We start from the raw sequence: 13,720 nt of genomic DNA, 5'->3' as shown, positions 1-13,720 counted from the left end.
GGTGGTGGGCCTTGCTAGCATTCGCGGCGGCCGGCGACCGTGCCCGGCTGACGAGCTGGATGGATCGCGGTCCAGGGAGCAGCTCCACGGGGAAGGTTGTCGTTTCGTGTCAGGCAGGTCGGCGCAGTACGCGCCATGGCAGTCGACGGCTGGACCTGCGGACGACCATGAACAACTGGTGGCCTGGCGGCGACGGGCACTCGACCAGCAGTTGCCGGCGGCGGCCTTTCCGGCCGGCACGAGCGCGCCCTCCCTCGTCTATCTCTGGACCACGATGTTCGTGGTCGCCATGGCGATCCTCGGGTTCGCGGTCAGCGCCCAGCGCGGCGTACTCCCGGCTGTCGTCGACTCCCAGCGTGACGTCGTGTCCAAGCTGGCGTCCAGCATGCGGGTCGAGGCCCGCGGCCGGGCGACCGACCTCAGCCGGACGGTGCAGGACCGCGGCACCGCGAGCGACGCCGACCTGCTGACCCGCCTGGTCGGCGACGGCGCCGACTTCACCGGCGCGGTGATCGTCGAGACCGCCTCCCGGCGGCCTCTCGCCGCCAAGGGCGCGGCGCTGCCGATCGACCTGCTGCCGCCGGTGCTGGAGGTCGACAGGACGACAGCCGTCACCACACCGGACGGCCCCGCGCTCGTCTACGCCGTCGCGCTCGACGCCACCCGGGCGGTGCTCGCGATCCAGCCGGTCACCATGCGGAACCTGCGGCTCAACCCCGACGCTGGGCACGGCATCCACATGATCGGCCCGGACGGCAAGAGCAGCCTGATGCAGGGGGCCAGCGCGGTCGACGCCGTACACCTGCCGACGGTCTTCGCCGGCCTGGCCGGGTCCGACTCGTCGCAGAGCCGCGAGGTGGTGGTCAAGGAGTGGACGGACCGCAGGCTCGTGGTGTCGTCCGCGCCGGTGGGTGAGACCGGGCTCGTGGTCGTCTCCCTGCTCGCCGCGGAGGTGAGCGCCGGGACCTCGGGCACCAAGGGGGTGCTGCTCGGGCTCAGCCTGCTGGTCGTGACCCTGCTCAGCTTCGTACTCATGCGCATGTCGCTGGTCCGGCCGGTCCGGGCGCTGCTGGACCAGGCGAAGGCCGACGCCTGCGGCGCGATGACGCGGCACCGCGCGCCGGTGCGCATCCGCGAGGCGCACCGGATCACTCGGGCGCTGGCCCTGACCTCCGGCGACCCATACCCGAACGACCGGCGCTGGCGGCCGACAGTCCTGCAGGGCCTGACCGTGGCCGTCGTGGTCGCGATGCTCTGGCCGGCGGCGGCCACGGTGCTCGCGTTACAGGCTCCCGACCCGACGATTCCCGTGCAGTTGGTGCGCGATGCGGAGAGCCGGGCCGAGGAGGCAAGCAACGCCCTGGGACACCTCCTCGACGACGGCCTGGCCACCGTCTCCCGGGTCTCCCAGGGAGTCACCTCGAAGGACCTCGCCCAGGCGGGCCGGACTCTCGACCGGGAACTCGCCGACGAGCAGCGGCTCCGGGCGTTGTACCTGGTCGACCCGGACGGAAAGATGGTGGCCGGCGCGGGTCGGAAGCCGCTGCGGTCCGTCACGCCCCTGCCCGGCGAGGTCGGCATCCACCTCGACGACGCCGCCGAACGGTTGCCGCTGGTGTACGCCTTCAACAAGCGCGCCGACGGCTACGCGGTGGTCGGTGAGTTCGACCCCGACCGCCTGCTCGGGCTGGTCCGTCGGGTCGATGGTCGGGTCCGGGTCGTCGACGCCGAGCTGCGGACGATTCTCGATTCCGAAGGCTTCCAGGCGTTCCAGCCGCTTCAGGGCGAGTTGGCCCGGAGCATCGCCGTCGAGGTGCTGCCGGGCAGCACGGTCGGCCGGTCGACCACCGGGGACGGCGCTCCCGCGATGGTCGCCGCCTCCGGCCTGACCGTGCCGACGACAGTCGCCCACCTCGAGTGGGCGGTCGTGCTGGAGCAGGACGTCGCCGGGTTGCGCCTGCCGACGATGGTGGAGCGGCGCTGGACCCTGCTGGTGGCCGGCGCCGTGGTGGGCATCGCCCTCCTCACCCACGTGTGGCAGCTCTTCATCTACGTCCGGCCGTTGCGGAGGTTGAGTTCGTTCGCCGAGCAGATGAGTGACGGGACCGTCGAGCTGCCCGTTCCGCCGCAGCGGCACGACGACATCGGCGCGATCGCGATGTGTCTGGAGATCTGTCGCCAGGTGCGGCACACCGGGTCGGCCCGGTTCGGAGGTGCGCTGCGGCTGCGTGGTGCGGGAGCCGACCGGACCAGCGTCCTCGGCCGCGTCCGGCACGCGGCCGGGGCTCGCAACCGGGCGACGAAGGGCTGAGCATGACCTACCTGTACACCGTCTACAGCCTCTGCTGCCTCGCGCTGCTGGTGGCCGGCGTGATCGAGCAGCGGAACCACAACCGCAACCTGGACACCATCCCGCACCGCGTGCTCGTGAACGGGATCCGTGGCAAGAGTTCGATCACCCGACTCTGCGCGGGTGCGCTGCGCGGCGGCAGCAAGGTCGTGGTGGCCAAGACCACCGGCACCGCCGCGCGGTTCATCTTCCCGGATGCAAGCGAGGAGCCGGTACACCGCAAGTTCGGGATCGCCAACGTGGTCGAGCAGATCGGCATCGTCCGGCGGGCCGCCGTCTACCACCCGGATGCGCTGGTCATCGAGTGTATGGCGGTCATGCCGGCGTTGCAGGAGATCAACCAGAGCAAGCTCATCCGGTCCACGATCGGGGTGCTCTGCAACGTCCGTGAGGACCACCTCGCGGAGATGGGGCCGACCCTCGACGACGTGGCCCGGTCGCTGAGCCGTTCGATGCCCGAGGACGGCATCTGCATCACCGCGGAGAAGGACCGGCTGGCGATCCTGGAGCAGGAGGCGGCCAAACGGAACTGCCGGCTGATCGCTGTCGACCCGGAGTCGGTGACCGACCAGGAGATGTCGGGCTTCGGCTGGATCACCTTCAAGGAGAACGTGGCCATCGCGCTCGCCGTCGCCGAACAGCTCGGCGTGGACCGGCGCAGCGCCCTCGCCGGCATGTGGTCGGCGCCACCCGATCCGGGGGTGCTCTCGGTAGCCCGGGTTCTCTACGGCGACAAGCGTGTGCGGTTCGCAAACATCTTCGCCGCCAACGACCCGGAGTCGACGTACATGAACATCGAGCAACTGGAGAAGCAGCGGCTCATCAGTAAGCCGTTGACTATGGTGATCAACTGTCGGCCGGACCGGGTGGAACGGAACGGGCAGATGGGTACGCTCGCCGGCCGGGTACAGCCGCAGCGCATCGTGTTGATCGGTGAGATGACCCGCAGCGCCCGGGTGAACGTGCCCGCCGAGCTGCAGAACCGGGTGGTCGACCTGGGCGGGAAGCTCCCCCCGGAGCGGCTGATCAGCGAGGTCATGGCGGTGACCGCCGACGATGCCTCCATCGTCGCCGTCGGAAACATCCACGGGCAGGGTGAGGTGCTGCTGCACGAGTTGGCCGCCCTGCCGAGCTGGGAGCCGCGGGACCACACCCGCGCCGAATCGATGCTCCGTCCGCCGACCGCGCGCACGTCCGCCGTGGACGGCGAGACTGTGTTCCTGGGAAGGACCCACCGGTGACATTCGGAGGAGAACTCAGCGCCCAACTGGCCACCGCCTGCCTCGGCATCGGGCTGGTCTTCGCGCTGCTCTGCTATCTGACCACCAACCTCTCGCCCGGCGGGATGATCACGCCGGGCTGGATCGCGCTCGCGCTGATCGAGGACCCGCTCCAGGCCGCGGTGATCGTGGTGATGACCGTGGTCACCTACGCCCTCACCCGGCTGATGCAGCGCATGGTGATCCTCTACGGCAAGCGACTCTTCGCCGCGATCGTCCTGCTCAGCGTCCTCCTCCAGATGACGCTGTTCGTGATCGTCCAACGGGACCTGCCGCTGCTCTTCGCGCACCAGACCCTTGGCTTCGTGGCACCGGGCCTGATCGCCTACCAGCTCGTACGCCAGCCGCCGAAGGCAACCGTGCTGGCCACCGTCATGGTCACCGTCATCACCTACGGCGTGGCGTTCAGCGGCGTCGTGGCCGGCTTCGTGCCGGTCACCTGAGGCCACACACCGACGAGGGGCAGGCATGAACTACCGGACGTACTCCCGCAGCCGCGCCGTGCTGATGACCGTCGCCGCCTTCGCGTTGCTGAGCGGCGGCAGCACCTTCGCCTACGTCGTCGCCCGGCACACCGCGGCGGACCCGATCGAGCTGAGCCTCGGCGCGCAGGCCGCGCAGGCCGCCCCGCCTGCCGCTTCCGGCTACAGCTACCGCCGGCTGAGCGCACCGAACCGGACGCAGATGGTCGACGCCAAGGGAAAGACCGTCGCGATCATGACCGACGGTGCCCGCACGGTGCACATCAGCGGCACCCGGCGGACGTTCGCCGAGGCGCGGTTCACCAAGGCCAAGGTGCCCGCCGACTTCTGGGTACGACTGGCCCCACGGGAGTGGCGGGCGGGCGCCGAGAAGGAGAAGTGGTTCACCGACTGGTTCCGCAAGGCCCGCACCGACCGCTCGCCGGACGTCCTCGCGGTGGCCCGGGAGTACACGTACGTCGCCGTGCCGAAGAAGGACGCGAAGGGCCGGCAGTACTCCGGCGACGCCGCCTTCGGGCCATTGTCGGACATCGACCCGGACGGTCGTGCGGAGAACTCCGACTTCTACGACTACCTCGGTGTGTCCTGGGAGTTCCCCGACAAGAAGGAGAAGCCGACCGCGTCGCACATCCGCAGCCTGGACTGCTCGGGCTTCCTGCGCATGGTCTACGGCTACCGGATGGGCTATCCCCTGCTCGGCACCAACAACGCCGGCCCCGGCCTGCCCCGACGGGCGACCGCGATGGCCTCGGTGGGACCGGGGGCTCTGCTGATGCCGAACACCGGCAAGCGGGCCCGGGAGCTGGATCGGCTGCTCCCCGGCGACCTCCTCTTCTTCAACGCGGGGCCGGTGCAGGGCGCGAACATCGAGCACTCCGGCATGTACCTCGGCGTCGACGACCGGGGACACCACAGGTTCATCTCCAGCCGTACCACCGCGAACGGCCCGACCATGGGCGACCTGGGCGGCGAGTCCATCCTGGACGGCACCGGCTACTGGGCCCTGCGCTGGCGGACGGCCCGCCGGATCTGACCCCGGCGGCGCCCCGCCGACGGGTCAGGCCTCGGCGAGCTGCGCCGCGAGCACCGTCGCGACGCGGCTGCGGGCCTCGGCGTCGCGCCGGACCGACCAGCTCAGCTCCAGGTGGATGAAGACGGCTCTCAGCTCCGCCGCGGCCCGGCCCTGCTCGTTGGTCTTGCCCTCGAGCTGGCCGCACTTCTGCGCCCACGCCCGACAGGCGTTCAGGCCGGCGCCGGAGAGGCCGTCCGCGATCCGGCGGGCAACCGGGGTCACCGCAGCCGAACCTGTCGACACCACCGCGTCGGAGGTGGGCAGGTTCCGGTCGGCGAAGCCGTGCAGTTGGATCTGGTCGACGCTGTTCTTGGCGAACTCCGCCGCCAGGGTGTGGAACAGCGACCTGTCGTTGTGGGCGACGTCCGCGTCGCCGCCGGCGGCCTGCCGGTGTGCCCCGGCGACAAGCAGCACGCTCGCCGGCGTCTTCCGGTACAACGCCAGGCCCAGCTTCTCGGTGTTGATGTCGAAGCCCGGGTGCGGCACCTCGATCACCGTACGCGGGGTCGTGCCGCGGTCCACGAGCACGGCACCCCAGGAGCGGTCGTCGGAGCCCTCGGCGAGGTAGAGGTCGAACGGCCGGCCGGTGGCCGGGTCCGTCCCACGGTGCGCCCGGAAGCCGAGGTCGGCGAAGACCCGGCGCAGGTCGGCGTCGGCGTCCGGATCGGTGACCAGCAGTCGCGCTGCCCGCCGGGCCGTCGCCCGTTCCGCCGCGTTCGGATCACGGTACGGATCGTCCCGGGAAAGGCCGGCGGTCAGCTCGTCGATCAGAAGCTCGGGATCAGGCCCCCGCTGCTGTTCGGAGCTCGGCTCGGCGTCGGCACACGCCCCCGGACCGAGCAGTGCCAGCGTCGCCGCGGCGATCAGCCCGCGGCGAGTAGAACCCGCGGCCGGAAGCGGTGTACGCACCCGTGCAGGCTATCCGATCACCCGCCGCCCTCGTCTCGTGCGGCTGGCCCGTGCGCCGCGAGGACACAACCGACCTTTGCCGCGCTTTTTCCCTTCACGATGATCACAACATCGTCGATGAGCTGAGCCAGCTCAGCGAGCAGGTGGCTCGACAGCAGGACCGTTCCGCCGCGATTGGCGTGGTTACGCAGCAGGAGGCGGATCCACGCCACACCCTCGGGGTCGAGGCCGTTCGCCGGCTCGTCCAGCACCACCCGACCGGGCCGCGCCGTGAAGCTGACCCGGTCCACCGCCCGCACCCGACCGTACGACTTGGTCAGACCCAGAGCTTGAATCATCGCAGTTGGATGCCTCCGTGGGCGGTCATCGTGATGATCACCCATCTCTACACCAGTGACCCGACCACGCACCAGCGGAAGGGCCCGGAGCCAGCCGGCTCCGGGCCCTCACTCCCTCGGCGATCAGGGGCTGGTGCAGGTGACGTTGCTCGGTGCCGTGGCACCGTTGCCGGTGGCGGTGAAACCGAAGGTGGTCGAGGCGTTCGGACCGACTGCGCCGTTGTACGGGGCGTTCCTGACGGTGACGCTTCCGGTGGTGCCGGTGTTGGTGCCGCTCCAGAGGCTGCTGATGGCCTGACCACTGGCCAGGGTCAGACCCACGGTCCAGCCGTTGAGCGGCGTGCTGGAGTTGTTGGCCACTGTCACCTCGGCCTGGAAGCCGCCGGGCCAGGTGTTCAGCGTCCGGTAGGTGGCGGTGCAGGTGCCCGGTTCGCCGGTGGGTGGCGGGGTGGTCGGCGGCGGCGTGGTCGGCGGCGGGTCGGTGGGCGGCGGAGTCGTCGGCGGCGTGGTCGACTCGAACTGGCTGAAGAACCTCCAGATCTCGCCCGAGGTCCAGGTCCGCGAGTCGTTGGGGCTGCCCGACCCGTCGACCGGGCTGGGGGTGTGGTCCCCGTCGAATGCCGCCCACTGCACGGGGTATCCGGCTCGGCAACCCGAGTACGCGGTGGTGATGTGGGTGAGGCTGCCCCGGCTCGGCTCGCGCGGGCTCTGCGCGGTGCAGCCGTTGTTCCGCACGAACGTGTCGCGCAACTGCCGACCCTGGGAGATGTTCAGCACGCTGTCGTAGATGCCGTGGATGCCGAAGTAGGCGACGGGCTGGGTGCCCCCGTTGCATCCGCTGAGGTTGGCACCGGAGATGACGGTGACCGCGCGGATGATCGTGGGTCGGGCACAGGCCACCGCGTAACTCATCGCCCCGCCGTAGCTCCAGCCCAGGGCGAAGCGCTGGGTGGTGTCCACGCAGAGGTCGTTCTCGATCTGCTGACGGATGTCGTCGAAGAGGGTCAGGTCCCGACCGTTGGTGTTGGCCCAGCCGGCGTTGAGGCCCTGCGGGGCGACGAAGATCGCGCTGTTGTTCGACAACGGCTGGAGCCCGTAGTAGCCGGCCGAGGTGACGTTGTTGGCCGAGCCGTTCAACCAGTGGAAGCCGAAGATCAGGCGGTAGGGACGGTTCCGGTCGTAACCGTCCGGGATCCGCAGGTTGTACGTACGACTCTGCCCGCTGCTCTGAATCGTCCGCGTCCCACTGGCGAGGGTGGGGGCCTTACCGCAGCCGGCGGTCGCCGCGAGGGTGCCGTTGGTGGCGGCCACCGCTGTCGCACCGAAGCCGCTGCTCAACACGCCGCCGGTGGTGGCCGCGAGCAGGAGCGCCGCGGCCGCGATGGATGGGAGGAAGAACCTACGTCTCAGCATTGCTTGGGCTCCTTGCCGTTCGGCGTCTGGTGCTCGTGGGCTCGGCAGCGGCACCGGGGTGTGCGGCTGCCGCCCGTCGACGCCGGGGCTGCCTGCGGTGGAGCGTCGGAGGCTGGGCAGGTGGCCGGCGCGGCATCGTCCGACGACCAGCAGTGGTCACCTGACATCGACGGGGCCCGGACTGGTCACCGACCGGGAGAGCGGCGGAGAACTGGCCCCTCGGCGCGTCTGCACCGGCTGGCTCGGGTGACCGGGAGCGTGCCCTTCACTCCCGGGTGAAAGATAGCATGTTATCGATAACACACCGAGCCGATCGGGCCGATCGGGGTCACGTCCCGAGTGGCCGTGCCGCCCACTCGTCGGCCACTTCCCGCAGGTCACCGACGCGGAAGAGCGGCGGCTCGTGCAGCAGGAAGTCACGGTGGCTGATGTTCCAGGCGTACGCCCCGGCCATGGTGAACGCCAACACGTCACCCACGGCGATCGGCCCGGCGGTGGCCGAGAAGGACAGCACGTCCTTCGGGGTGCAGAGTTGCCCGACGACGGTGACCGGCCCACCGTCGGTACGGGGACCGTTGGCACCGCGGCGCGGGTGCACGGTGAAGGGCTGCGCGTGCCCCTTCGCCGCAGGTGTCCGCAGGTGGTGCGTCCCGCCGGCCACCACCACGAACCACTCGCCGTAGGAGCGCTTCACGTCGACGACCTCGGTGAGGTACGCCCCGCAGTGGGCGGTGACCGACCTGCCCGGCTCGATGCGCAGCCGCACGCCCGGGTGCCTGTCGAGGACAGCGTCCATTGCCCGGCCGTAGCCTTCCCAGTCGAATCGCGCGTCCGGGTCGGTGTAGTCGACGGTCATGCCGCCGCCCACGTCGACCTCGGCGGCGTCGACCTCGGCCACCGCCCAGCCGACCACCGCGTCGGCCACCGTCGCGGCGAGTGGCGCGTCCAACCCGCTGGCCAGGTGGGCGTGGATTCCGCGTACGTCGATCCCGGTTGGTGGGCGGCGGGCACACTCGACCGCGTCGGCCGGGTCCATGCCGAACGGGCTGGGCCCACCGCCCATGACCAGACTGGCACCCGGGGCGTCGACCGGCAGGTTCACCCGCAGCAGCACCTGGGCCGACCGGCCCGCGGCGGTGGCCAGCGCGCCGAGTCGCGCCAGCTCGTTCGGCGACTCGACGTGGATGCGGTGCACATCGGCGGCGAGGGCGGCGGCGAGGTCCGCGTCGGTCTTGCCCGGCCCGGCGTACGCGGCCGGCACCTGGCCCGGCAGCACCTCGGCCAGCCTCCGCAGCTCGCCACGACTGGCGGCCTCGAACCCGTCGACGATCGGGGCGAGGGTTCGCAGCACACCGGGGTCCGGGTTGGCCTTGACCGCGTAGAGCAGCTCGACCGGTCGGGGCAGCGCCGCCCGGATGGCGCGGGCCTGCCCGGCCAGCGCGTCGAGGTCGTAGACGTAGACCGGTCGGGTCATCGTGGCCCACCAAGCGGATTGGGCACCGGCACGAACGGTGCGGCCCGGTCGGCGTCGCGCCGCCACCGGACCAGCAGGTTCGCCTTGGCCAGCAGCGGCTCCCCGGCCAGCAGCGCCCGCAGTTCGGCGGGGTCACCGAGGTCGGCGGCCACCGCCTCGACGACGGCGCGCAGCTCCTGCCACAGCCGCCGTTCGACGCCGGGTCGCGCGTCGGCGAGGGCCCCGCTGATCCCGCCGAGGTGGTTGACGAACAGGCAGTAGACGATCCGGCGGTGGGCGGCCCGGGGGGCGTAGCGCACCTGCGCCGGAACGCCGTCCGGCCAGGCGCTCCACCGATCGGCGTCCAGCTTCACCCCCTCCAGGTCGCGCAGCAGCATGCGGACCGGGCGGCGGTCCCGGTCGAGCACGACGACGACGTTCTGCAGGTGCGCCTCGTGCACGACGCCGTGGCTGAGCCAGCTGCCCAGCACCGCCGGCACCAGCAGCCCGACGTACGCCCGCCACCAGGCCACCGGATCCGGTGTCACGAGGGGCGTTGCGGCCAACGCCGCCGCCAGCACCGGGGTGTCGCCGGGTCGCAGGTGCGGGCGCAGACCGTCGCGCAGGATCGTCCCGTACGCCTCGTCCGGGCCGGGAAGGTCGACGGTGCGGTAGGCGGGCTCGACGAGCAGCCGCACCCCGTCCGGCAGCGGCACCCGGGCCAGCAGGTCGGTGAGCGCCACCGCGCCGGTGAGTTCGTAGCGGGCGTTCTTGCGCAGGCAGTTGGTGATGCGTACGTGCAGGCTGGTCTTCACGAACAGGTCGGCGGCGGGGGCGTAGAGGGTACGGACGCTCGCCGTCGGCCGTACCGGCACACCGGCCGCCCCCAGGTCGCGCAGCCGTGGGTGGGTGGGCGGGATCAGCGACAGCTGCCAGGGGTGCACCGGCAGGATGCGGTGCCCTCGCGGGGGCCGTGGTGGGTCGAGGGCTGCCACGAGCGCATCGAACGGCCCGGCGTCGGCGATCAGGTCGTCCGGTACGGCGAGCCAGTGCAGCCGGAACGCCGTGCGCAGCTCCGGCGCGTACGCCTGCCAGCCGTCCAGGTCGCCGCTGCGCCACTTCGGAGTGGGGTGGTGCGGGTGGCCGAGGACCAGCGACTGCTCGGAGTCGACGTACGCGTCGATCGCGGGTTCGCCGGTGGGGGTGGGATCCGCCGCCGGCCGGTCGGCGAGCAGGCGGGTAACGGTGTCGCGGCTGGCCCGGACCTGGTCGACGAACTCGTCGTTGGCCAGGCCGGTGCGCCTGGTCAGTTCCGCCGCGACAAGCGCGGCCAACCCGTCGGCGTCCAGGTCCTCCCACCGTCCGTCGCCGACCCTGCGCTGCACCGGCCCGGTGTAGCGGTGCGCGCCGAGCGGCGAGACTCGCGCGACCCCGCAGCGCACGGTGACGTCGAGGTGGCGCAGCGGCAGCCGGACCGCGCCGTCGACAACGGTCGGGGTGCCGTCCGGCGGCGGCAGCTCGCGCAGCAGGCAGCCGAAGACGACGTGCGCGGCGGCCAGGTCGGCGGGCTGACCGGTGTCGGTGCCCGGCCGGGAGCGCAACTGCGCGCTCGTCATCGTGTCTCCCGGAGGTAGTTCGGGCCGGTACGCAGGTAGTACTTGTTGATGTCGGTGCAGCCCAACCGCTGTTTGGGCAGCAGGGTGCCGGCGGTGAGCATCGCCTTGACGGGCAGTCGGGTGGCGTGCAGGACCCGCTCGGTGAAGGTCCGCACCGCAGGTCCGTCGCCCCACCTGTCGCGGGCTGCGGCGAGCCGCGGCGCCAGCGCGTCGGCCGGCGACGGCACGGGCAGCCCTCGGGCGGCCAGGGCCACCAGGGGCGCGGCCGCGGCCAGGTGCAGCGTGATGGTGATGAACACGTCGGCCAGCTCCTGCGGGTCACCCGCCCACATCCGCTCGTCGTGCAGGGCGAGCCCGCTCGGGCCGCCGTGTCGCGCGTCGAGCCGCGCGCCGTCGTTGTCCTTGTAGAGCAGGCCGACGCTGCCGTCCGGGTGCACCAGCAGGTGGATGTTCTGCGGATGCGCCTCCAGGGCGATGCCGTGGCGGAGCCAGAGGAAGACGTGCCAGTCGAGCAACAGGTCCAGGTAGGACTCCAGCAGCGCGACGGGCCGCTGCGGGTCGACCCGTTCGAGGACCGTGCCCGCCACCGGGTCGACGGCGGCGAGGGCCGCGACCGGCACCACCTGGACGTCGGCCAGGTCGCGCGGAAAGCGGCGCAGCAGGAAACCCTGTCGCTCGTCGCCGTCGACGTGCGCCCAGGTGCTCTCGTCGGCGTGCCGGATCCGACCGGCGAAGCGGGGCTCGGCGGTGGCGATCCGGTCGAGCAGTGCGGCGACTGCCGCACCGTCGGCGAGCGAACCCGGTTGCAGCGTGCGGCGGTTGCGCGCGCCGAGGCTCGCGGTCGGCAGCGGCAGTTTGAGGTGCAGGTACGGGTCGTCGTCGAGCGCCACCGTCCGCATGGAGAGGGTGGGCCGCACCGGGGTCACCGGCAGGTCGACCACCGGCAGCGCGTCGCGGGCCACGGTGATCGGATGCGCGGGCAGCAGCAGATGGTCCGGTCGCGGCGCGCGCGGCCACCACGGCGGGAGGTCACCGGTGAGCCGGACGTCCTCGCTCCGGGCGGCGTACCAGCGCAGCGTGAAACGGGGTGCGTGCTCCGGGCCGTACCGGAGCAGGTCGTCGTCGCACAGACCGTGCCGGCACCTGTCGGTGGGGTAGACGGGGTGGCCGTGGTGGGCGGCGAGCACGTCGTCCAGGAGCGCCGTCGGCAGACCACCGGGGGTGTACGCGCGTTCGGCGGCCACCTCGGCGAGCACCCGGGGCCGGGCCGTCGCGGCGAGCCGGCGGGCCCGCAGGTCGGCGCGGCACTCGATGCCAAAGTCACGCCAACCCGCCTCGGCCTCGGCGTTGTCGCGCGGGGCCAGCAGCGTCAACAGCCCTTCGACGGTCTCCGTCCGCTGCGGTTCGCCGACGCCCGTCACCAACAGCACCACCGGCGCGGCGCTGCGCAGGGGCTGCTGGAACCCGTCCACCCGGACCGGAATGCGCAGCTGACCAGCGGGGTGGGGCGCCTGCCACCAGTGGGGCCCGTCCGCCCGGCCGCCGCTGAGCAGACCGAGGTGGTCCTCGCGCAGCAGGGCGTCGAGCACCCGGGTGAAGACCTCGCGCTCGCAGTCGTCGCTCACCCGACGATGGTCCACGTGAGGTCGCTGCGGAGAGCGGCAAGTGACTGCCGGACGGTCGCCTCGTCGGGGCCGATCCCGTGCAGCACGGCGAGGTAGTCACGGTTCGTGCCGGTGTACGCAGCGGTGCGGCCCACCTCGCGCAGCGGACGGCAGCCCAGCCGGACGTCGCCGTGGACGGTGTCGAGTGGGCCCGGTGCGGCGACGAGACGGCCGGACCGGTCCGCGCAGACGTACTCGACCAGGGCGTAGCGGTCGACCGGGTCGGGCAGGACGAGGGAGGCCAACGGCTCGCCGAGGTGCAGCCGGATGACGTACTCGAACAACGGCACGTCGAGCAGGTCGGCGAGGATCAGGTCCATCCGGTCGCCGATGAGGCGGTAGTTCACCTCGATGAGCCGGACCCGGCCGGCGGAGACGACGTACTCGGTGTGACAGGCCCCGAAGCCGACCCCGAGGGCGTCGAGCCGTGCCCGCAGTTGGGTGCGCGCCTCCTCGGTCGGGGGTGACCAGGCGAGGTTCTCCTCGGTGAAGGTCGGTGGCGGGCCGAGGCCGGTGCGCCACCCGCCGAGGGAGGCCACCGCCGTGCCGTCGCCGAGGGTCTCGAAGGTGCGCAGGTCGCCGTCGAGGTACTCCTCCACCACCAGGGCGACGTCGGGTCGCCGGCCACGGATCTCGGCGACCCTGGCGACCAGCTCGGCGTGGTCGGTCACCAGGTACGCGTCCTCGCTGGCCACCCCCTCGCGGGGCTTGACCACCGCCGGGAACATCCCGGTCGGCGCCTGCGGCGCGGCGCCGGGGTCGATGGTGACGGTGCGTACCAGATCGAGGCCCGCAGCGGCGATCGCCCGGCGGGCTGCGGCCTTGTCCTTGCAGAGACGGGCGGCGGCCGGGTCCTTGCCGGGCAGGCCGAGCTTGCGGGCGGCGATCGCGGTGGCCTCCTGAAGGTGGTCGCTATTGGACAGTAGCGCCACCGGCCGGGTCGGTGCCGCCGCCGCGACCACCGCGGCCGGGTCGCGGACCGCGCACCGCGCCACCCGCACGTCCGCCGGCCAGTCGGCGGGCCGGTCGGTCAGCACGGTGGCCTCGAGCCCTAACGACGCCGCCGCCGGGAGGAACCCGTGCAGCACGGCGTCGGTGGGGTTGAGCGCGGTCAGGTAGAGCAGCATGCCGCCTCCGTCGACT

At 72.0% G+C, this 13,720-nt stretch carries 11 protein-coding genes; 4 read left to right on the top strand and 7 right to left on the bottom strand.

Going from position 1 to position 13,720, the window contains the following annotated elements:
• The first annotated feature begins 106 nt into the window (after positions 1-106).
• Genes ACWER9_RS02785 through ACWER9_RS02770 form a run of 4 tightly spaced genes read left to right on the top strand, consistent with a single transcriptional unit; the run spans position 107 to position 5,145 of the window.
• Entirely contained in the window at positions 107-2,311 is a 2,205-nt protein-coding gene (locus ACWER9_RS02785; protein WP_452300154.1) for a HAMP domain-containing protein, read from the top strand.
• Positions 2,312-2,313: 2 nt separating this feature from the next.
• Positions 2,314-3,591, top strand: coding sequence for a poly-gamma-glutamate synthase PgsB (gene pgsB, locus ACWER9_RS02780; RefSeq protein ID WP_452300153.1), 1,278 nt, complete (start codon positions 2,314-2,316; stop codon positions 3,589-3,591).
• On the top strand, positions 3,588-4,073 hold the full coding sequence (locus tag ACWER9_RS02775; RefSeq protein ID WP_355005071.1) for a poly-gamma-glutamate biosynthesis protein PgsC/CapC: 486 nt from the start codon (positions 3,588-3,590) through the stop codon (positions 4,071-4,073). The genes pgsB and ACWER9_RS02775 overlap by 4 nt, the downstream gene beginning before the upstream one ends.
• A 25-nt stretch (positions 4,074-4,098) precedes the next feature.
• On the top strand, positions 4,099-5,145 hold the full coding sequence (locus ACWER9_RS02770; RefSeq protein WP_452300152.1) for an NlpC/P60 family protein: 1,047 nt from the start codon (positions 4,099-4,101) through the stop codon (positions 5,143-5,145).
• A gap of 24 nt (positions 5,146-5,169) precedes the next feature.
• Here the strand turns inward: ACWER9_RS02770 and ACWER9_RS02765 are convergent, their stop codons facing one another.
• From ACWER9_RS02765 to ACWER9_RS02735, 7 genes are all read right to left on the bottom strand, one after another.
• The gene (locus ACWER9_RS02765) at positions 5,170-6,093 is read right to left on the bottom strand and encodes a hypothetical protein (RefSeq protein WP_452300151.1); all 924 of its coding nucleotides are present in this window, start codon (positions 6,091-6,093) and stop codon (positions 5,170-5,172) included.
• Positions 6,094-6,110: 17 nt separating this feature from the next.
• Positions 6,111-6,431 carry a hypothetical protein gene (locus ACWER9_RS02760; protein ID WP_452300150.1) on the bottom strand — a complete coding sequence of 107 codons (321 nt, stop codon included), beginning with the start codon at positions 6,429-6,431 and terminating at the stop codon, positions 6,111-6,113.
• Positions 6,432-6,554: 123 nt separating this feature from the next.
• Positions 6,555-7,844, bottom strand: coding sequence for a cellulose binding domain-containing protein (locus tag ACWER9_RS02755; RefSeq protein ID WP_452300149.1), 1,290 nt, complete (start codon positions 7,842-7,844; stop codon positions 6,555-6,557).
• A gap of 328 nt (positions 7,845-8,172) precedes the next feature.
• A complete protein-coding gene (locus ACWER9_RS02750) occupies positions 8,173-9,318 on the bottom strand; it encodes an alanine racemase (RefSeq protein ID WP_452300148.1) in 1,146 nt (381 codons plus the stop codon).
• Complete coding sequence (locus ACWER9_RS02745; protein WP_452300147.1) at positions 9,315-10,913, bottom strand: IucA/IucC family protein; 1,599 nt, start codon at positions 10,911-10,913, stop codon at positions 9,315-9,317. The genes ACWER9_RS02750 and ACWER9_RS02745 overlap by 4 nt, the downstream gene beginning before the upstream one ends.
• Positions 10,910-12,538 carry an IucA/IucC family protein gene (locus ACWER9_RS02740; RefSeq protein WP_452300146.1) on the bottom strand — a complete coding sequence of 543 codons (1,629 nt, stop codon included), beginning with the start codon at positions 12,536-12,538 and terminating at the stop codon, positions 10,910-10,912. Before ACWER9_RS02740 ends, ACWER9_RS02745 begins: the two co-directional genes overlap by 4 nt.
• Positions 12,535-13,704 carry an ATP-grasp domain-containing protein gene (locus tag ACWER9_RS02735; protein WP_452300184.1) on the bottom strand — a complete coding sequence of 390 codons (1,170 nt, stop codon included), beginning with the start codon at positions 13,702-13,704 and terminating at the stop codon, positions 12,535-12,537. Before ACWER9_RS02735 ends, ACWER9_RS02740 begins: the two co-directional genes overlap by 4 nt.
• Positions 13,705-13,720: the final 16 nt, after the last annotated feature.

Source organism: Micromonospora sp. NPDC003944, from assembly GCF_053605225.1.
The sequence above is the reverse complement of the archived record's forward strand: the minus strand, read 5'-3'. Positions and strand labels throughout refer to the sequence as shown.